Source organism: Phaeobacter sp. CC-HEC084, from assembly GCF_059429255.1.
The window spans coordinates 1-19,516 of the sequence record NZ_JCAIJQ010000005.1; the positions used below are offsets into that span (position 1 = coordinate 1).

Below are 19,516 nucleotides of genomic sequence, written 5' to 3' on the forward strand. Positions count from 1 at the left end.
TGGCATCTTCGTTGGACTGATCGACGAAGAAGCGACGCTCCAGCCCGTAGAAGTACAGGAACATGTATCCGGGGTTGTAGGAAGCGTCGTTGCGCCCGTTGGCCAACCAGTCGAGGTAGGTCGCCCGGCACTGAGGTGAGATATCCGCGTATCCGGGCCAGTAGGGCATACCTTCACCAGCTTTGTCGGCTCCAGAGCGCGCGACAGACAGAGACGGATCGATATAGGCTCGGCACTTGTCACGATACCCGTTGGTGTTCAGCAAGGGAGGCGTGCCGACATAGACCATCCCGCCGATGTTGCGGCCGGCGACGCTAGCTGTTTCATTAGACGGGACCCACCCGCTTTTCGTTGATCGGGTCGATGCGCTCGATGCCACTCGTGAGGGCTGGTTTCGTTCAGCGACCGCTGCAAGTGCCGGCGCCGCAGACTTTCCAACCCGAACGATTTCACCGTAGTCCTGCTTTGGTGGGGAATAGGCTTGAACGGCAGCCGGCGCTTTGGACGCAATGGCTTCGCGAGTTCGTTCGCGCTCACGCTCGATACGCTTGTCGTAGGCACTTGGGCGCGGCACCGGCTCAGGTCGGGGGGGTAGATTTTCGGAACTCCCCTCAGCTTGCGCCTTTGCAGCGACTTTCCGCGATCTCCGTTTTTCTTGCCACCAGACCAGAATGACGGGAACACCAAATGCAAACAACATCTGGCCGCCAATCGGCCAACCCTGAAGCATTGTGGTCACCACGACCATACATAAGAAAAAATACAGGACGAGAAAGAATGTAATTCGGAAAAACTTGATTATTGAAGACATTATCGGAACCCTCTCCGAACCACACTATTTTGCACAGCCATCTTTGCAACGACTAACGTCATGGTTGAAGCACTTCCCATGCTTTATGCTTGATTGGGCCGATGGCCACATACATCTGTTCGCACCGTTGCGGGCACACCCCTGCCCCAGTGACCGTAACCGGAACGGCCGAGATGAAGCGTTGCCACGACCATGCGACGGCTGGTCGGGCTGGCTCCGGAGGAGACGGCCGGGCCAGCGGCACGTCGCAGGGAGAGGCGGCGTTTCAGCTCGGGGAGGGCGGCTGCGCGCAGCCGACCGAGTAGGGCGCGGTCCTGGCCAAAGGGCGGGAGGGGCCAATGTTCCCCTTGAATGCTTCAACTTAAGAATCAAAAGTTACTTCAACGGCAGGGCCATTGAGACAGGCGGAACACACTTTGATTGAGCTGAAAATCGAACTGGTTGGCATCAAACCACCCATCTGGCGCCGTATCGTCGTGCCGAATGACATCAGCTTGGACATCCTGCATTCCGTTCTCCAGGGCGCTATGCCTTGGCAAGACTATCATTTGCATGAGTTCGAGATTGGCGAAGACAGGTTCGAGGCCCGCGACGAAAGTGACGACAGCTGGGACCCTACCGATGGGCGGAAGGACGAGAAGAGGTTTACTCTTGGAAAGCTGGTCAAGAAAGGCAGTCAGTTCACATACACTTATGATTTCGGCGATGGCTGGCGGCATCTCGTCACCGTTGAGAAGTTTAGCAAACCAACCGGAAGACCAGATCTGGACTTTCCCGCCTGTGTTGACGGAGAGCGAGCCTGCCCGCCAGAGGACTGTGGAGGACCCTACTCTTACGAAGAGTTTCTCGACGCGCTGACCGACAAACACCACCCGGAACATCGCGATACAAAGCAATGGGCGGGCGCGTTCGAACCGGAAGTGTTCAGCGTGCAGCAAGCCAATGCTGCCGTCGGTGCGATGTTTGTATGGGCAAAAGAACGCCACAATCGAAAGTGAAACCTGACTCTGGTTTGGCGCAGCGGCTTCGACAGGGGCACATAGCTTCGACTGTTCGATCCGAATGGCCGGATGTCTTCTCAGCCCTCCGAGGGCATCCACGCCCTGCTTTGCTGGTGAGCTTCAGAGCTGACAACCACCAGTCTCTTTGAAAATTCCAGAATTTGTCGATCCTTGACGGACTATCTCACAGGTTATCACAGAAACAAGTGGCGGCATCTTTAAAAATACATCATTATGTCGCCCATGAGTGGACAAGAACACGAAAAACTAAAGAGTCTTCTTGAGGCTGTCCCCACGGGGTTCCTCGTGGACTCCGCCTGGCTGGAGCACCACGGGATAGGTCGGCGTTCGTCCTACGGCTATGTGCAACGCGGCTGGCTAGAACGCCTAGGACGCGGAGTGTTCCGCCGTCCCGCACCAAGCAGCGCCACCACGAATACGCTCGACTGGAAGACCAGCCTGCTCTCGCTCCAGCACATCATGCACTACCCTGTCCATATCGGGGGGGCGACGGCATTGGGCCTGCAAGGCTATGCGCACTACCTCTCACTCGGCGACAAGAGCACAGTCTGGCTCTACGGCTCAAAAATCCCCAACTGGCTCGAAAAACTGCCGCTCAACACCGAACTCCGCACACGCAGCGTATCGCTGTTCTCCGATCCAGAGTTGGGTGTCAATGACGCGCGAAATAATCTCAACGAGACAGCATCGTCCCTGCCATGGGACTGGAAACTGGTGATGTCCTCGCCGGAACGCGCCATCCTCGAAGCGCTTGACGAGTTGCCGGATCAGGAGAGCTTTCACAACCTCGACATGGTGTTCGAAAGCCTGACGACGTTGCGCCCAAGAACCCTCTCGGCACTGCTCAGAAGTTGCAAGAAGATCAAGGTCAAACGCCTGTTCTTCGTGTTCGCCGACCGCCACGACCATGCCTGGCGCAAGCGTCTCGATCCGGAAGACTTCGACCTCGGCAGCGGGGATCGCGCATTGGTCAAAGGCGGCAAGATACATCCACGCTACAGGATCATGGTGCCCGAAGAGTTTGTAAGAAAGGAACGTGGTGATGGCGCGTGAAGACTATGCCGCCCAAGTGGCCCTGCTCGTACGGGTACTTCCATATGTGGCGAAGGAGGAGATATTTGCGCTCAAGGGCGGGACGGCCATCAACCTCTTCTATCGCGACCTTCCGCGCCTCTCGGTCGATATCGATCTGACCTATCTGCCTGTCAAGGACCGCGCCGACAGCCTCGTCGAGATCAACGACGCGATGGACCGGATTACCGCCGCCATCGAAGGCGGCATCGCCGGCGCCAAAGCGCAGCGAATTGCCGGCGGTGGCGGCGGCGCCACGCGTGCGCTCGCCCGCCTCGGCACAGCCGAAATCAAAATCGAAACCTCCCCCGTTACCCGGGGCGTCGTGCATGATCCGGAACAACGCGAAGTCTCCGAAGCCGTCGAGGAGGCGTTCGGATATGCGACGATGAACATCGTCTCCTTCGAGGATTTGTTCGGCGGCAAGCTACATGCGGCCCTAGATCGCCAGCACCCGCGAGACCTCTACGACGTTAAACTGCTCTACGAGAACGAAGGGTTTACCGACGAGTTGTTCCGCACGTTTCTGATCTACCTCGCGAGTTCACCACGCCCGCCGCACGAACTGCTGAATCCAAACCTGATCGATCTAGATCAGCCCTACGCGCGGGAATTCGAGGGCATGACGAAGGAAGCAGTCGACCTAACGGAATTGGTCTCAACGCGCGACCGCCTGATCGGTGATATCCAATCCCGCTTGGATGAGGGCGCGAAGAGGTTTCTGAGAACCCTGCATGACGGCGATCCAGACTTCGACGCGATCGACCGCCCTCAAGCGGCCGAGCTTCCAGCGGTCCGATGGAAGCTCATCAACGTGAACAAGCTGAAAGCAGAAAACCCCAAGAAGCATGCCGCCCAAGGGGAAGAGTTGGAGAAGCTCCTCGGCTGAAGATGGACCAGAGATGACTGATTTCGAGAACGACCCCGACTACGAAGAATGCCTTGTGACCTTTTTTGATGTCCTCGGTTTCAGGAACCTCCTGCACACGCGAAGCGGTGCAGAGATCAGGCACTTGCTTTCGATGTTTCGCAGGGTGTCCGAAGGGGATGCCACGCCGCCCACCCGCTCCGACGAGATGCGGATGATCAGCGAAGTCCATGCAGAGATCGTGTCTGACGCGATCGTAAGAACCAGAACCATTGAAACTCAGTACCAGGCTGGCCCTTTGGTCTGGGAACTCATCGATCTGCTGCACATCCAGATCGAATGCGTGGCGAACGGCATAATGGTGCGCGGCGCGATGACCATCGGCCCTATGCATCTCGGCATCGACTTCAGTGGTCCGGTGTTTGGGCCTGCCCTCGTTCAGGCTTATTTCATGGAAGAAGGCGAGGTCATCTTCCCGCGCATTGCGATCCATGAAGATGTCATCGAACGCCACCGACAGGACCAAACGCTTTGGCGGGAAGGACATTCCTATGAGGATGAAGAGCGTCACCTGAACAACCTCCTGCGCCAGGACGAGTCAGGCCTCCACTACATCGACTATCTTCGCGCCAGTCTGAGCGAGCTCGACGGCGAATACGCCGGCTGGATCGAGTTTCTGGGTAGGCACAAAACGTTGGTGGAGAGCGGTCTCGCCGACAGTCCCAACGCGACGGTGCGGCGCAAATACAGCTGGCTCAAGAACTACCACAACGCAGTCATCGACGAGAACATAGCAAACCTGGAACCGGGCGCGATGACCGAGGATGGGGACCCTTGGGAAGCTCTGTTCAGAGGGCTCAGGATCGAAGCCTGAGTTCTCTCAACAAGTCACAACTGAGAGCGTCACGAAATGTCCACGACATGCCTCACCGTTTGGCCAATACGGGGATCGCCAGCCCGCAACCATTCCTATGACCCGCCATCCAGACCTGCGTCCTCCAACTGCTCCCGCTCTGGCAGATCCGCGAGAGTCTCCAGATCAAATGCAACAAGGAACTGCTCGGTCGTCACAAATGTGTATGGCGCACCGCGGCGCGGCGATCGTGGCCCGGTCCCGATCAAGTCGCGCGCATGCAGCCGACCGATCAGGTCGCGGCTGATCTCCTTGCCGAAGATGTCCTTGAGCCCGTCGCGCGTGATCGGCTGGTGATAGGCGATGGCGGCCAAGACCGCGACGTCGAATTCACTCAGGTCGAGTAGCTGATCCTCGACATCCGCGGCGACCCGGATCGCGGGAGCGTAGGCCGCCCGCGTCCGAAACATCCAGCCGCCAGAGACCTGGGCGATCTCGAAGGCCCGCCCTTCCAGATCGGCGACGAGATCCTCGACCAACAGATCCACCGAGACCCCCTGCCCCACCACGCGCGCCAGGTCTTCGCGCGGCACCGGCGAGGCCGAGGCAAACAGCACCGCCTCGATCCGGCGCATCCATTCCCGCCAGCGCAGCTCAGGCGGCAGGTCGGCCAACTCACGGTCCAGGTCCGGCTCTGAACGATCCTTCGCCATCGCTACACCCCGTAGAGCCGAAACGTGTCTCGCCCTGTCAGCTCGCGCACCGCGCCGAGATCGACCAGTCGGTCGCAAAGCCGCCGCGCGGCGCGATCCGACAAGGGCAAGGCCAAAGGTGCCACGGCATCGCGGGTGAGGAACATCTCGACAGCGGCATCCGCTCCCTTGGCGCGAAGCTTTGGCGCAACGGCCTTTAGGTGTGCCGCCCGACGCGCGAGGTCGGCGGAGAGACGCACAGCCTCGACCGCCGATAAGATGAGTGCCCGATGACAGACGAGACGCAAATCGTCGCCCTGCTTGCGCAGGTCGGCACGTTTCAGACCCGCGGCCAACAACGGCACGAGATGATCCCAACCGAATGTTTGGGCGAGAGCCGCATCCGCGAGGACCAGCGAAGCTACGTCAGCGCGTGGCGCCTCCGTCAGCACCGCCTCCAGCACCATCGCGGCCCGAGTCACCGGCGCCCCCTTCCCTGCATTGAGCCACATCGCGATCTTGCCCGACTCGAAGGCCGGCAAGGCTCGATCCAGAGCCTTGGTCGACACCGGCCGCTCCACCGCGCGCCGCCAGGCGAGGCAGGTCTCGCCAGCCGGTCCCGGCAGATCGCCAGAACGCAACAAATGCACCGCGTCGCGCAGATCCCCTGCTCTCTCCAGGCGCCCCGAAAACGCGACACAGGCCTCCGCTGCGCGCAGCGCGAGCCGATCCCGCAACAAGGCTTGGGGCACCTCCTCGCGCTCCAGCACAACATGCAGGTGGCTCAGCGCTGCGCCCGACAAAAACGCAACATCTTCAAGGCTTTCAGCCCGCGCTGAGGTGACCCAGGCGGGCATCCGGGGTAATGTGTCGAGGTCGCTGGTGTGATCGAGCCGAGCATATGTCATGCTTGGAGCCTACGTCATCGCGGCGCTTTTCACCAGAAAATAGCGTTAGAACCGCCGCAGCCTGCAAGATCGCGCTATGTCCAATAAGTTTGCATTATCGGACATCAAGAGATATGCTAGGACGCAGTTTAATTTCACCACCGGATTCACTGGAAAATGCCCTCAGAGGACGAGAAGTCGACATCATCAAACTCTGGTGCGTTTTGTATCGCTCAGAACGGCGACAGCGATCAAGAAAAAAGCGACGACATCTCCCTACCCGCCCACGTCGCGGGATCCGGCAGCCTTGATCGCCTGGTCGACGCCGCCCGAGATTATGCGCGCGCCGCAGCTTCTGACAATACGCTGAAAGCCTATGCCAAGGATTGGGCGCATTTCGCGCGGTGGTGTCGGATGAAGGGCGCGGAGCCTCTGCCCCCGTCGCCTGAAATGATCGGGCTTTATCTCGCAGACCTGGCGTCCGGAGCGGGCCCCTCCCCTGCCCTATCGGTCAGTACCATCGAACGTCGCCTCTCCGGCCTTGCCTGGAACTATGCGCAACGCGGCTTTGTCCTCGATCGTAAGAACCGCCACATCGCAACAGTGCTGGCCGGGATCAAACGCAAACACGCCCGTCCGCCGGTGCAGAAGGAAGCGATCCTGGCCGAGGACATCCTCGCGATGGTCGCCACCCTGCCCTACGACCTGCGCGGGCTCAGGGACCGCGCCATCCTGCTCCTCGGGTACGCCGGCGGGCTCCGCCGCTCCGAGATCGTCAGCCTGGATGTCGGAAAGGACGACACGCCCGATTCAGGCGGCTGGATCGAGATCCTCGACGACGGCGCCGTGCTGACGCTCAACGCCAAGACCGGCTGGCGCGAGGTCGAGATCGGTCTGGGATCGTCTAACTCCAGCTGCCCTGTGCATGCGCTCGAGCAGTGGTTGCACTTCGCCAGGATCGACTTCGGGCCGGTCTTTGTCGGCACCACTCGGGGTGGAAAGAAGGCCCTGGAGACAAGGCTGAACGACAAGCATGTCGCGCGGCTGATCAAGCGAACGGTCCTGGACGCCGGCATCCGATCCGAACTGCCCGAAAAGGAACGCCTGGCACTGTTCTCTGGCCATTCTCTGCGCGCAGGTCTCGCCAGTTCGGCCGAGGTGGACGAGCGGTATGTGCAGAAGCACCTTGGCCACGCTTCGGCACAGATGACCCGCCGCTACCAACGCCGCCGCGACCGCTTCCGCGTGAACCTGACGAAAGCCGCTGGATTGTAATCTTGCGAACTGTCATCCTGTCATTAATCCTTGGCCGGTCTGAGCTGATGAAGTCAAGAAGATCTGCATCTTCAGCCTGCTCGGTGTCGGGAACGGGCTCAGGCAAGGGCTTCAACGCACCATCGTCCTCGTCGTCGCGTGCGTTCGCGCCAAGCGCTTGACCAGCAGAAGTGATTTCCGTACCGTGGCCGATACCATCCGCGTAACTCCCCGTTGAAAGCTCAGCGCCCTGCTGTCGGTTCACAGCTGAAGACATCAGCGTATTCCCGAGGCTCATCCTCGGGCCGGACAAAGCCGCGATTAACGACAAGCTCGCCATGCGATAAAGCGTCACAAAAGCCCCTGCCCGCGCGATCTCTTCATCGTCGAAGATCAACGGCCGAGTCTCGAGCTTCTCCATCGCAATTTCCAACTCGCCAAGTCGCGCGTCGACTTCCTCGGGGAATTCATCCTGGCCCTCGTATTCCTCTTCGAGCGCCCGGTATTCGGCAAGAAGCTTGGCATGGGCCGCGCCTTCGTCATCCGTCATCGGTGCCGGGTCTCCGCTCAGCCGCCGCAAACCGTGGCTGTAGCCATAGGGCAGGTCGAGCGAGACCTCGATCCATTTCCAACCTTCGGTCGCAATGGCTTCGGCTTCAGCCTGAAGCTTCTCGCTGACCAGACGATCGAACAGGGCGGGGTCTTCCAGCCAGCCGCCGTCATCGCCCTGGAAGAGGTCGTGCAACATGGTGCCGCCAGCAGACTCATAGGCATCGATGCCGACAAAGACAGCACGACGATCGGATGCCCGCACCGAGGTTTCCGTCAGCATCCGCCGGATCTGATAGGGCTCCTTGTTCCAGGACGAGCGGATCGCCTCCCAGACCTGAACCTGGCGCTCATGATCCGGGTTAACCGTCAAGGCCATCAGCTGCTCCAGCGTCATTTCATCCTCGGCATAAAGCTCGAGCAGGGCAGGGGCCACGACGGCGAGTTTCAAGCGCTGTTTGATCACCTGCGGCCTGACGAAGAAGGCGGTTGCGATCTCTTCGTCGCCCTGACCCTTCTCCTGCAGCGCCACGAAGGCGCGGAACTGATCGAGTGGATGCAGGACAGCGCGCTTCATGTTCTCGGCGAGCGAGTCGTCTTCGGCGAGGATCGTGGACTTCGCATCCCGCACGAAGCAGGGAATGGGCGTCGTCTTGGCCAGGCGCTTCTGCTTCACCAAGAGTGACAGGGCCTGGAAGCGCCTACCGCCAGCGGGTATTTTGAACTTGCCTGTCTCGGACCCATCATCCGCCAGAACGGGCCGGACGCACAGGCTTTGCAGCAACCCGCGGCGGGCGATGTCTTCGGCCAGTTCCTCGACCGAGATGCCGGCCTTGATGCGCCGGACGTTGGACTGGCTCAGCACGAGCTTGTCGAAGGGAATGTCCCGGAACGGGGACTGGGTGACTTTCTGGGCAGGTTTCGCCATCAGATCTCCTCCACGACGGGCGCCGGAAGCCACTCTTCCGATCTCACTTCCCGTCACCCTCAAACCAACAACCCTTTCCCTCTCATATTCTGACGCTCGCGAGGCAGGACTTTAACAGCTGTTAAGTCGACAGTCCCGAGGTGGCGGAAAAGTACGCAGTCTCTCAACCTTAACAGCTGTTAAGCTGCAGATCGTCGCCCAATCAATGCCATGACCATCGGCCCACAGGAGAACTCGCCGGCCGCAGCTTTGGCAGTCAGAGCTCGCAAGTATCCACCAGGCGATCTTATGTCGGCGAAGCGTTCCAGCATCGCAGCAACGACGATCGACGCTTGCTCCGGACCCATGAACCGCTGTGCTTCTTCCCATGCAGACGCACTGATCCCCATGGCTGGCCGCACATGGCCCGCCGCATCGAAAAGCTGATGCCAATGCCGGATCTCACCTTGGTAGAAGGTCTTCAGCGAGGGACATGCCGCTATCACTAGGTGAAGCGGGATCTTTGGCAGATGTCTTGTGTCCTGTTCATCAACGTCAGCCACCGGCTCATTCGTATCCACATCTGGCACACCCGCCGCCGCCCCGCTTTTTTCTAAAGCCGGCTCAAAATCTATAGATTCTTTATTTGAATTATGATGGTGACGCTCAGATTGGGCATCATTGGTGTTCATTTCTTCTGTTTCAGGGCCATCAATGATGTTGCGTGCCTGGTCAAGGAGAGCTTCAAGATCGGCTCGATAGGCCGCGAGGTCCTCAATTGAAAGCTTGCGGCGAAGCGCGCGGGCTGTGAGGGCAGCCTTGTCGCGAAGCTGATCCCAGAAGCCTAGGCCTGGCTGCATCTCGTCTCCGAACTCGGCGAGGGCCGCGAGATCGCGTCGCATGAGGCTTACGACCTCTCTCAGGCGCCTGACGCGCTCCTCAGCCTCACGTACGGCCTCTGCGGCCCGTGCTATCTCCTCGGACTGGCAGTAGAGCGGGGAAAGATCGAAGCCAAAGGCGACGCGGTCTTCGCCGTGCTTGCGGACGTAGCGCTTCCCATTGGGGCTATCGCGCCGCTGGAGCAAGCCAGCCTCGACGAGACGCGCGAGGTGACGACGCATCGTTGAGCACGGCATGCCATTCAGGCGCTCGCAGATCGCCTTGTTCGAGGGGAAGACGACCATCTCGGCGTTCCCGCCAAGCGCATCGTCCGGAAAGAAGCTGAGGAGCCCCTGCAAAACAGTCAGATCACGTTCCGAGACCCCAAAGGCCGCTTGCGCCTTGGAGAGCTCGCGCAGGAGTTCCCACTTGTTAACGGGTCTGGCCGGAACAGATGCCTCGGGTCGCTCGATGACGCGCAAATGAGCGTGCGAAATCGGCCGCATAAACGGCGAAATTGGTGTGTACTCCATGAAAATGTTCACGAAGACAAAAATTCTAGGGCCCGCGAATCGCTTTGCGCTTGCGGGGTAGGGGCCAGAACGCTACATTCAGAAGTGCGAAAACTGAGATTTTGTAGCGGGCTGATCCCGGTGCGAAACCTTACAAAGGTCTCGTGAAGCTAGCTTCTCGGGGCCTTTTTCTTTTTGCCTGTATCGTGCCTCCTTCTTGTTGGTTGCTCTTCCTCAGTCTTCTGAACGCTTCCAGCGCTCATGAAGCTCGGTAATCAGCTTTGGGGCATTGCCCTCCAACCAGCTGATAAAATCAGGTTCATCCGTAGTCAGATCGAGTTTAAGCTGCTTGCCTTGGCGGCTGGTCTTGACCGTCGCAGCTCCGACACCGGGGATCGCCAAAGCAGGCACGCCTTTTCTAGACGGGCTTGCTTTCTTCTCTGCGCTCTTCGCGGCTGCCAGAACTGCGAGAAACGCACGCTCAGAAACCTCATCGACCGAGCCGGAACTTTCGGACTTGGCTGCATGAGCTACGGCTTGCAGTTGGTCTCGATCACCGTCGTAGGCACCCAAAGCCTTTTTGAGCTCTTCCCATCTCGGGCGACCAATCCCGGGAGCCGCACCAATTGCCTGGATGAGTTCCTCGCCGACCGTCCGAACGACACTCAAGAGTTGTGAAACCCCGGCTTCGTGGAGGTTAAGGACTTCGGCGACACCTCGATTGGTGCGCTCAGCCCCTTCCAAATGATCACCGTCCAGAAGTGCCGTCGCAACGAGCGCACGCTCAATAAAGCTCAGATCACGACGCTCTTGGTTCTCGAGAAGCTGATCTCGAAGCGCTTGATCACCCTCAACCTCTGTGACGATGGCTCGAACTTTGATACCGAGTTCGCGACATGCTTCCAAGCGTCTGCGGCCATAGATCAGGTTGTAGCGATCGCCTTCCAGTGGGCGCACCAAGACGGGCACACGCTGACCGTTCTTGGAAATAGAGTTCTTCAGGCCCTCAACTTCAATCTGAAGCCTGTCATCCAACCGTCCTTCGGTAAGGATCTGCGCCGGATCGATCTCAAATACACCGCCACGCAGTCGGCGCCCTTCAAGAGCGTCAGGAGCGTTGCGAAGGGTCTGCAGCGGCAGGCCAAGTTTAGGCTTTCTTGCCATTCCGACCCCATGTGTTCTGGATGATTTCAGCGATCTCATCGTTCACTGCGTTCATGGATTCGATCGCACGATCAAACGTCTGACGCGTGAAGTCCTTTTTGTCAGCTTCGTAGAGCGTTTGCTTGGTCAAGCCGGCATCAGATATTGCGGTCGATTCAACCATGTGATTGGTCAGGACCGACCTCCCAAACAGCCCGCGAATGAAGGCGATGACTTCGGTTTGTGGCGCGTCGCCGACTTTGTATCGCGTTGGCAAGAAGCGCAGCCAATCGAAGCGCAGATTTGCGCCTGCATCCCTGATCACTCCCAGGAGATCCGCAGTCATTCGCAGGAATTGAGACATCGACATGAGGTCAAGCATCTGCGGGTGAACCGTCACGAGGACACCCGAGGACGCAGAAAGTGCTGACATCGTCAAGAAACCAAGCTGCGGCGGGCAGTCGATCACAACAACGTCGTAGTTTGCTTCAACACTATCGAGTGCGTCATGAACTCTCGCGAAGAACGCCTTCGCTCCGCCTCGCTGGATAGCAGCAGGCGTCTCGTGCTCGAACTCCATGAGTTCAAGGTTGCCCGGGATAAGATCAAGGCCGCGGATGTAAGTCTTGCGGATCACTTCGGCGATCGGAACCGGATCGTCGTAGCGAACGGCATCATAGAGGGTTCCGCCCTCCATAAGGTCGAGTTCTGGCTGGATTCCATGAAGAGCCGAAAGAGATGCTTGGGGGTCGAGATCGATCGCAAGAACCCTGTACCCCTTTAGCGCCAAGCGCTGAGCGAGGTGAGCAGACGTCGTCGTTTTGCCGGAGCCGCCCTTGAAGTTCACCACTGATATGACTTGAAGCTCGTCACCGTCGCGACGCCCAGGCACGTAAGTTCCAGACTTTTTTGCATTTCCTTCAAGCGTCTGCCGGATTTCCCAGATATCGTCGAGCGTATAGCGGCGATGACTTCCCGCCGTCGTCTCGACGTCAACGATCTTTCCTTCTCGATGAAGCTTCCGAAGATAGGTATGGTCGACGCCAAGGAGCTCAGCAGCTTCGCCGCTGGTCAAAGTGCGCATCACCTTCTTTGCATCTGGTGGGAAGTGCGCAGCGCGCTGAGCATGCAGGTTCGACGCGAGAAGTTCCGCGTAGTGCCCGATGGCGATATCAAGATCCTGTTCTGCTTCGCTCATGTCTGCCCCGATCCGTGGGCGCGTTTTTTATGTGACCGCGCGTTATTTTTCGAGACTATTGCCCGACCAGCCAGATTCGTGCAAGCACTTTCTAGATATTGCGTCGTGCACCAAGTCCACCACAAGGGTAGCGTTCCATTACTCCGAGGCTGTGGTCGTGCGGGATCTCCTGCGCGGTGCGTGAACCGGGGCCTAAGCCCCGATCCTCTTGATGCGGATGCCGAGTTTGCGGGCCTTGTCGACGATATTCTCGGTGATGCCCGAACCGGGCGTGGCGATCAGACCCTGGGGCATGGTCTCGAGCATCTTGTCGTTGCGCTTGAAGGGGGCAGCCTTGCCATGGCTCTTCCAGTCGGGTTTGAACGCCACCTGCGTGACACCACGGGTATCTGCCCAGCGGGCAGCGATCATCTCGGCACCTTTTGGTGTGCCGCCGTGTAAAAGAATCATGTCTGGGTATTTCGCATGGGTGGCATCGAGGACGGACCAGATCAGGTCGTAGGCGTGATAGTCCCCGCCCGAGAAGGCGATCCGCGTGCCTTCGGGGCAGTGAACCTCGGTCTCCTTGCGCCGCTTGGCCGAGAGATAGGCCCGGCTGTCCACCACGGCGGAGGTGAGACCGCGATGCGAGACCTTGGATCCGGTGCGGGGCAGCCAGGGTGAACCGGTGGCGGCCGAGAAGTGGTCCACGGCCAGATCGCGCATCTGCTCGAAAGCGTCGCGATGGTCCCAGAGCTTCAGCCCGATCATCTGGAGGCGCTCGAGTTCGACCGAGGCGACCTCGGAGCCGTCCTGGATGGCCAGACTTTCCCGGACCTCGAATTCGTTGTCATCGAGGAGCTTCTGGATATGGGTGAGCCGGCGATGGAAGATCGAGGTCAGGGACCAGAGCATCTCTTCGAGATTGTCTTCCAACTGGCTTCCGGTGAGGAGGCCGATGGTGGTGTCAAAGAGCGTCGCCATGGCGAGTTCGACCTCGTCGGGCTGGGGCAGGGGGCGATGATCGGTCTCGCCGGGCCCGGGCGTTGCGACGTGAAGTGCGAGGTGGTCGAGGATGGCGGAGGTCACGCCGGTTTCCTCTTGGATGTCTGTCTGATGGGGCATTGTCTGGTTCCTCTGTTTGATCTGACCCGATTTGGATGGGGCGATAACAGGACCGGCGGCGACCGGGCCGCATCCGTCAGGATCGGAGCGCAGCGGAGAATGTGACCCGGACCGGAAAATTGTTCCCGCGAGGAATGGCCCGCCACGGTCATGTGGTGGGGCAGGGGAATTTTCCGGGTAGCGGGCGCATTGCTGCCCGGGCGAGGAGCACTCTGCTCCGACCCGCCGGTCCATCGCTCCCCTTGTCCAAACGGGATCAGATAGAACCGGCGAAACCTTTGCCCGGTCAGGCATCCCCGGGGAGGTTGGCGGTCACCCGTCCTCGATCTCCAGACCTTGTGCTTTCATGGCCTTTAGCAGAGAACGGCGCAGCGCATCTTTGCCAAATGCCCGCAGATCGTCGTTGAAATCGCCCATGTTTGGTACGAGATCACCACAGGTAATTCCAAGCGATTCCAGTTGGTTAAGCAATCTTATTGATGCGTCGCGTCCAGCTTCGTCATTGTCCCGCGCGATCCAGATACGCTTGATCCTCGGCGGCGGGATGAAGAGGCCGAGATGGGTGGCAGTGAGACAGGAGGCGAGATCGAACTCGGGGAGAGCCGTGCCGACCGAGAGGGTGTTCTCGAGACCTTCACCGACGATGAGATCGCTGCGCGCCTTGCCGGACCAGAAGCGGATGGCATGGCCGTGCAGCTGTCCGAGGATCCGCTTCGGGCTCTCGATCTCGGCCAAACCGCCGGTGGACGGGTCGAGAAAAACCCTTGCGCATCCGGTGATCTGGCCGCGATTGTCGGTGATCTTTGCCAGTAGGGCAGGGGCCCGTTCCAGCAGATCGGGGTCGTCCTCGCCCTGCCGCAGGAAGACACGCGCGTGATAGCGCAGGGCCGGGCCGAGCCGTGTGATCCCGCGCCCCTGCAGATAGGTGGCGGCCAAGGTGCCAAACACCGGCTTGCCAGCAGCGAAAAGTTTGCGCGCCCGCGCGATGCGTTTGCTGGAGGCTGCATCCGGGCGCTCAGCCCTTTGGGTGTCTCGAGGTACGGCAGGGCAGGGGGCTTCGCCGAGGAAGGATCGAGCCTCCCTCAGGGTCTCCTTGAGCGTGACAGACCCAAGCCGTTCATGCAGCAGGTCGATCAGGTCGCCATATTCACCCGTCGCGAAATCTTGCCAGGACCCGGCTTTACGACCAACCTGCGCCTGCAGACGGATGGCGAGGCTCTGGCCCTTTGCACCGGACGTGTCGCCGACCTGCCAATAATTACCCAGCTTGCGCCCCTCGGGGAAATACTGGCGGCAGAAACTCTCGGCATGGTCTGCCAGATCGGCCGAGAGGTCCGCGATACTGTGGCGCGCGCTCATGCGGCGGCCTCCGATGTGCCGGCGCCAACTGGATGCTCGGCAAGGACCCGTGTCAGCACCTCGATGCCGTCGACCGGAATGAACACCCGCGTCTTCCACTGGATCACTTCCGTGAAACAGCCCATTGCCTTCAGTCCGGGCAGGGCCGCGCCTGAAGCACCTATCAGCTCAAGCCTCGGCTGCCCCATGACCAGCGACCGGCGCAGCTGATAGCCGCCGAGGAGGTTCAGCGTCGTCCTGGCTTCCATCACGGCGGCGAGCACTTCCCGCGGCGTCATCTCGATCTGGCAATCGAGACCAAGGCGTGCAAAGACATTGAGAAGCTGCTCCTGGCTGACCAGTCGACCGATGGCGCGCTCCCCATCCTCGGTCTGAAGGCGGTAGATGCGCATGTTGTCAGCGGGAAGCCGATCCCAGATCGGCAGGAGAAGCCCGCAGATGAGCGTAATCTTTGAGGTGGTGAACTCCGGCACTGCCTCGACCTCGGCCTGCCAGAGCTGTTCGAATATCGCATCATCGATCTCTTCCCAGTGCGACTTCGAGAACTCGGTCAGCGCGAGGATTTCTGTGGCCATCGGACGCAGAAGCTTCACCCGCAGGATCGGCACGCCGTCCTCGTCCATGAAGGCCGGCGCATTCACCATCAGCGCCGCGCGTTTGGAGGAGGTGTTCCAGCACAGCGTCGCGCCGTCCGTATTTGCGCAGATCGATTTGATCCGGGGCAGGGTGAGCGGATCGTTGCGATCGGTACGCTCCACGGTCAGCGCAGTTGCCGTTGCGCCCGTAGCCCCGTGCTCGAAGATGACCTTGCGGTCGACGATTTCGAATTTCTCGGCCTTGAGCGTTTCGAGGCCGACATCGAGCGTGCCTGCCTGGCGCGCATCTTCGATGATGGCCGAGAGGAACCCGCCGAAGGCCTCGAAGATCGCGTCCTGCATGTCGATGCGGAGCGCGAGGCAACGATTCAGGAACTGCTGGATCGGCGGCAGGGTCTCTTTCATCGTGCCATCCGCTTCATCGAGCGTCAGCCCAGTCATCTCCTGGAATTTCGCATAGGAGCAGGCCTCGATCTTACCCGCACGCAGCTTGTAGAAGAACTGGCGCAGCGCAGCGCGTGCGTAGGGGCTCTCAAGGTTGTCCTCGGCACGGAACATGTTCTGACCGCCGGTCTCGCGCTGTCCCTTGGTGATGGCACCCAGCGTGTCGAGGCGGCGGGCGATGGTGGAGAGAAAGCGCTTCTCGCCCTTCACGTCTGTGGCGACGGGGCGAAAGAGTGGCGGCTGCGCCTGGTTCGTGCGGTTGGTCCTCCCGAGACCCTGAATCGCATTGTCGGCCTTCCACCCGGGCTCCAGGAGGTAATGCACCCGAAGGCGCTGGTTCTTGGCCCCGAGATCGGCGTGGTAGCTGCGCCCGGTGCCACCCGCATCGGAGAAGATCAGGATGCGTTTTGCATCGTCCATGAAGGCCTGGGTTTCGCCGAGGTTGGAGGAGGCGGGGCGGTTCTCGACCTTGAGCCGCCCCTCACGCGTCTTGACGATGCGCCGCTTGCGCCCCGTGACCTCAGCCACTGCATCGCCTCCGAAATGCCAGAGGATCTGGTCGAGCGCGCCCTGCACCGGGGCGAGGGCCCCAAGATGCTCGACAAGATCATCCCGCCGCCGCTCCGCCTCGCGGCAGATGATCGGGTTGCCATCGCAATCGAGGGCGGGGCGCGAGCGCAGATCGCCATTCTCGTCGGTGTAAGGCTCAAAAAGCTGCGTCGGGAAGCTGTGCATCAGGTAGTCCATGATGTTCTCCCTCGGCGTGAAATCGACCTGCAGATCGTCCCAGTCCGAGGAAGGGATCTCTTCAAGGCGGCGTTCCATCACCGCTTCGCTGGTCGAGACCACCTGAATCACGGCCGAGTGCCCTGCTGCAAGGTCCGCCTCGATGGCGCGGATCAGCGAGGGACATTTCATGGCGGTGATGAGATGGTTGAAGAAGCGCTGCTTGTTGCTCTCGAAGGCCGAACGCGCGGCGGATTTCGCTTGGGCGTTCAGCGTGCCGGTCTCAGAAGAAATACCCGAGGCCTGAAGCGCTGCCTCAAGGTTGTTGTGGATGATCTGGTAGGCATCGGCGTAGCTGTCGTATATGGCGACTTGAGCGGGGCTCAGCTCATGGACCAGCATCTCGTATTCGACCCCGGCATAGGAGAGGGACCGCGCCAGATAGAGCCCAAGCGCCTTCAGGTCGCGCGAGATCATCTCCATGGCCGCAATGCCCCCGGCCTCCATCGCGGCGACGAACTCGGCCCGCGTCACGAAGGGGAAATCGCCGGTGCCCCAGAGACCGAGGCGCGAAGCATAGGCAAGATTGCCGACGACTGTGGCACCGGTCGCCGAGACATAGAGAACCCGTGCATCGGGCGCGGCGTTCTGCAGCGCGAGGCCAGCGAGGCCCTGCTGGGACGCCTTCTTGTCGCCGCGGTCGGACTTTTCTCCGGCAGCATTCGCCATGGCATGGCTTTCATCAAAAGCAATGACCCCGTCGAACCCATCGCTGAGCCAGGACGTGACCTGATCGAGGCGGGAGGCTTTGCCCTCACGTTCAGCCGAGCGCAGCGTGGCGTAGGTGACGAAGAGGATGCCCTCGGGCAGGCGGATGTCGCTGCCCTGGCGGAACTTCGAGAGCGGCACGATATCGCTTTCGCGTCCCCCGAGCGCTATCCAGTCGCGACGCGCATCTTCGATGAGCTTGTCGCTCTTCGAGACCCAGACCGCCCGTCGGCGCCCTTTGAGCCAATTATCGAGGATGATACCGGCAACCTGTCGCCCTTTACCGCATCCCGTGCCATCACCCAGAAACCAGCCCTTGCGCAGGCGAAACGCGCCTTCGTCGCCCTCGGCCGCCGCCATCAACTGGCCTTCGATCTCGCCGCGCTTGAACCAGCCCTTGAGATGCGTCTCATGCGCGTTGCCCGCATAGATGACACTTTCCAGCTGCGGCGCAGAAAGAAGGCCGTCCTGAACGAGGTTCTTCGGCAGGATGGGACGATAGGTCGGCACGGGCGGCGGCACCGAGGCCATGGCGGTGGATTGCACCAGCGCGGTCGGATGTTCCGCCGCGCCATCGATCCTGATCGCCTGAAGGTCATAGGCCTCGTAGACCGTGTCCTGCAGCGTGCCGTCGGGTTGGCTCCAAGCCTTCGGCAGGTAGTCGATCGGGGCCGTCGTGATATCGTCAAACGGGTGCCTTGCGCGTTCTTCGGCGAGGGCACGGGTTTCCTTGCGCGCGGCATTGCGCAGGGCCTGCAGGTTGGTGCGGGTCGAAGCGGTCGGAGCCGACAGGGCCGTACTGGTGGGGCAGGGCGAGGGGCTGTGGCGCTGCGGGCAGTGGGTGAGCACTGCGTTGAGAAGGTCGGCGGTGGTCGCGCAGATCGGATGGTAGACGGCCTCGCTTTCGACCGATGCGATCTCATCAGCGCCAGTCGCACGCTTGTCGATCACCGTCAGCCGTGTGTCGATCGTGGTGCCATGCCGCGCAAAGACCTTGCCGTCGATAGCGGCGGAAAATACCACATCGGCGCTTTGTGCGATCCGCTGAAACGTCGACTGAAAGGATTTCGTCGAGGGGCGGAAGCTCTCGCCGGTGATGACGACAAGCCGCCCACCCGGCGCGAGACGCGCTAGGGCGGACAGGACATGTTGGCTGGTGGCCTGCCGGAACCGGCCGTCGACATGGTTGGCCGCAGAAAACGGTGGGTTCATCACGATGACCGAGGGCGTGATCGACCGATCCAGCCGGTCATCGATCGAGGCGGCATCGTGATCCGAGACGACTGCACCGGGGAACAGATGTCCCAGCAGGGCGCGGCGGGTCTCGGCAAGCTCATTCAGCGCCAGGCGAGCGCCTGCAATCTTTGCGAAAATCGCCAGCAGGCCGGTACCGGCCGAAGGCTCGAGCACCAGGTCGTCGTCCCGAAAGCCCGCCGCCTGCGCAACGATGGCCGCGAGGGGCAGAGGGGTCGAGAATTGTTGCAGGCGGACACTGTCTTCAGAGCGCCGCGTGTGGGAGGGGGCCAGACCGGCGAGACGCTCGATCATGGTGAGAAATGCCCGCGGCGCGGATACCTGGCGCTGCATCAGCGCACCGTAGCGCGAAAGCATCAGGATCTGGGCGACCTCTGCGGCTTCGTAAGCATCCTTCCAGATCCAGGAGCCGCTGGTGTCGCTGGCACCGAAGGCTTGCTCCATCGCAGTGCGAAGGGCGGCGGCGTCGATGGACCTGCCCGCCTCGAACAGGGGGACGAGGGCTTTCGCAACCTGCATCAGGTGTTGGGCGAAGCCCGGAGCCTCTGGCAGGGCAGGGGCGTCGGGCTCGGTTGCAAGTTGGACGGAATGGGGGTGAGCGTTCATCGGCAATCTCCGG

General features: G+C 60.6%; 14 protein-coding genes and 1 pseudogene. 5 read left to right on the forward strand and 10 right to left on the reverse strand.

The window, feature by feature from the left end:
- A partial coding sequence (locus tag AC5SSZ_RS16170) for a TerB N-terminal domain-containing protein (RefSeq protein WP_495438853.1) occupies positions 1-811 on the reverse strand: 811 nt, incomplete at its 3' end.
- Between the two features lie 416 nt (positions 812-1,227).
- Here AC5SSZ_RS16170 and AC5SSZ_RS16175 point away from each other — a divergent pair.
- The 4 genes from AC5SSZ_RS16175 to AC5SSZ_RS16190 all read left to right on the forward strand — a co-directional run bounded on the left by AC5SSZ_RS16175 (position 1,228) and on the right by AC5SSZ_RS16190 (position 4,646).
- A complete protein-coding gene (locus AC5SSZ_RS16175; protein ID WP_235866649.1) occupies positions 1,228-1,809 on the forward strand; it encodes a plasmid pRiA4b ORF-3 family protein in 582 nt (193 codons plus the stop codon).
- Positions 1,810-2,055: 246 nt separating this feature from the next.
- Entirely contained in the window at positions 2,056-2,886 is an 831-nt protein-coding gene (locus AC5SSZ_RS16180) for a type IV toxin-antitoxin system AbiEi family antitoxin domain-containing protein (protein ID WP_084353844.1), read from the forward strand.
- A complete protein-coding gene (locus AC5SSZ_RS16185) occupies positions 2,876-3,793 on the forward strand; it encodes a nucleotidyl transferase AbiEii/AbiGii toxin family protein (RefSeq protein ID WP_084353836.1) in 918 nt (305 codons plus the stop codon). The genes AC5SSZ_RS16180 and AC5SSZ_RS16185 overlap by 11 nt, the downstream gene beginning before the upstream one ends.
- A 13-nt stretch (positions 3,794-3,806) precedes the next feature.
- Entirely contained in the window at positions 3,807-4,646 is an 840-nt protein-coding gene (locus AC5SSZ_RS16190) for a hypothetical protein (protein ID WP_084353837.1), read from the forward strand.
- A 95-nt stretch (positions 4,647-4,741) separates the two neighbouring features.
- Here the strand turns inward: AC5SSZ_RS16190 and scpB are convergent, their stop codons facing one another.
- Together scpB and AC5SSZ_RS16200 are read right to left on the reverse strand one after the other, a co-directional pair.
- Positions 4,742-5,338: an SMC-Scp complex subunit ScpB gene (scpB, locus tag AC5SSZ_RS16195; protein WP_133840908.1), complete on the reverse strand. Its 597-nt coding sequence runs from the start codon at positions 5,336-5,338 to the stop codon at positions 4,742-4,744.
- A 2-nt stretch (positions 5,339-5,340) separates the two neighbouring features.
- Entirely contained in the window at positions 5,341-6,225 is an 885-nt protein-coding gene (locus AC5SSZ_RS16200) for a DUF1403 family protein (protein ID WP_084353839.1), read from the reverse strand.
- Positions 6,226-6,381: 156 nt separating this feature from the next.
- On the opposite strand from AC5SSZ_RS16200, the gene AC5SSZ_RS16205 reads away from it, so the two are divergent.
- Entirely contained in the window at positions 6,382-7,479 is a 1,098-nt protein-coding gene (locus tag AC5SSZ_RS16205; RefSeq protein ID WP_084353840.1) for a tyrosine-type recombinase/integrase, read from the forward strand.
- Positions 7,480-7,576: 97 nt separating this feature from the next.
- On the opposite strand, the pseudogene AC5SSZ_RS16210 reads toward AC5SSZ_RS16205, so the two are convergent.
- The 7 genes and pseudogenes from AC5SSZ_RS16210 to AC5SSZ_RS16240 form a co-directional block, all read right to left on the reverse strand.
- A pseudogene (locus AC5SSZ_RS16210) lies at positions 7,577-8,935 on the reverse strand (ParB/RepB/Spo0J family partition protein); the annotation flags it as partial.
- Positions 8,936-9,114: 179 nt separating this feature from the next.
- Positions 9,115-10,326 carry a plasmid replication protein RepC gene (gene repC, locus AC5SSZ_RS16215; RefSeq protein ID WP_037954835.1) on the reverse strand — a complete coding sequence of 404 codons (1,212 nt, stop codon included), beginning with the start codon at positions 10,324-10,326 and terminating at the stop codon, positions 9,115-9,117.
- Between the two features lie 213 nt (positions 10,327-10,539).
- Positions 10,540-11,469, reverse strand: coding sequence for a plasmid partitioning protein RepB (gene repB, locus AC5SSZ_RS16220; RefSeq protein WP_037954833.1), 930 nt, complete (start codon positions 11,467-11,469; stop codon positions 10,540-10,542).
- Complete coding sequence (gene repA, locus AC5SSZ_RS16225; RefSeq protein ID WP_009827042.1) at positions 11,453-12,646, reverse strand: plasmid partitioning protein RepA; 1,194 nt, start codon at positions 12,644-12,646, stop codon at positions 11,453-11,455. Before repA ends, repB begins: the two co-directional genes overlap by 17 nt.
- 192 nt (positions 12,647-12,838) lie before the next feature.
- On the reverse strand, positions 12,839-13,750 hold the full coding sequence (locus AC5SSZ_RS16230; RefSeq protein WP_009827041.1) for a DUF2493 domain-containing protein: 912 nt from the start codon (positions 13,748-13,750) through the stop codon (positions 12,839-12,841).
- Between the two features lie 312 nt (positions 13,751-14,062).
- Complete coding sequence (locus AC5SSZ_RS16235; protein WP_009827040.1) at positions 14,063-15,109, reverse strand: DUF7146 domain-containing protein; 1,047 nt, start codon at positions 15,107-15,109, stop codon at positions 14,063-14,065.
- Entirely contained in the window at positions 15,106-19,503 is a 4,398-nt protein-coding gene (locus tag AC5SSZ_RS16240) for a strawberry notch-like NTP hydrolase domain-containing protein (RefSeq protein ID WP_009827039.1), read from the reverse strand. Before AC5SSZ_RS16240 ends, AC5SSZ_RS16235 begins: the two co-directional genes overlap by 4 nt.
- Between the last annotated feature and the right edge of the window lie 13 nt (positions 19,504-19,516).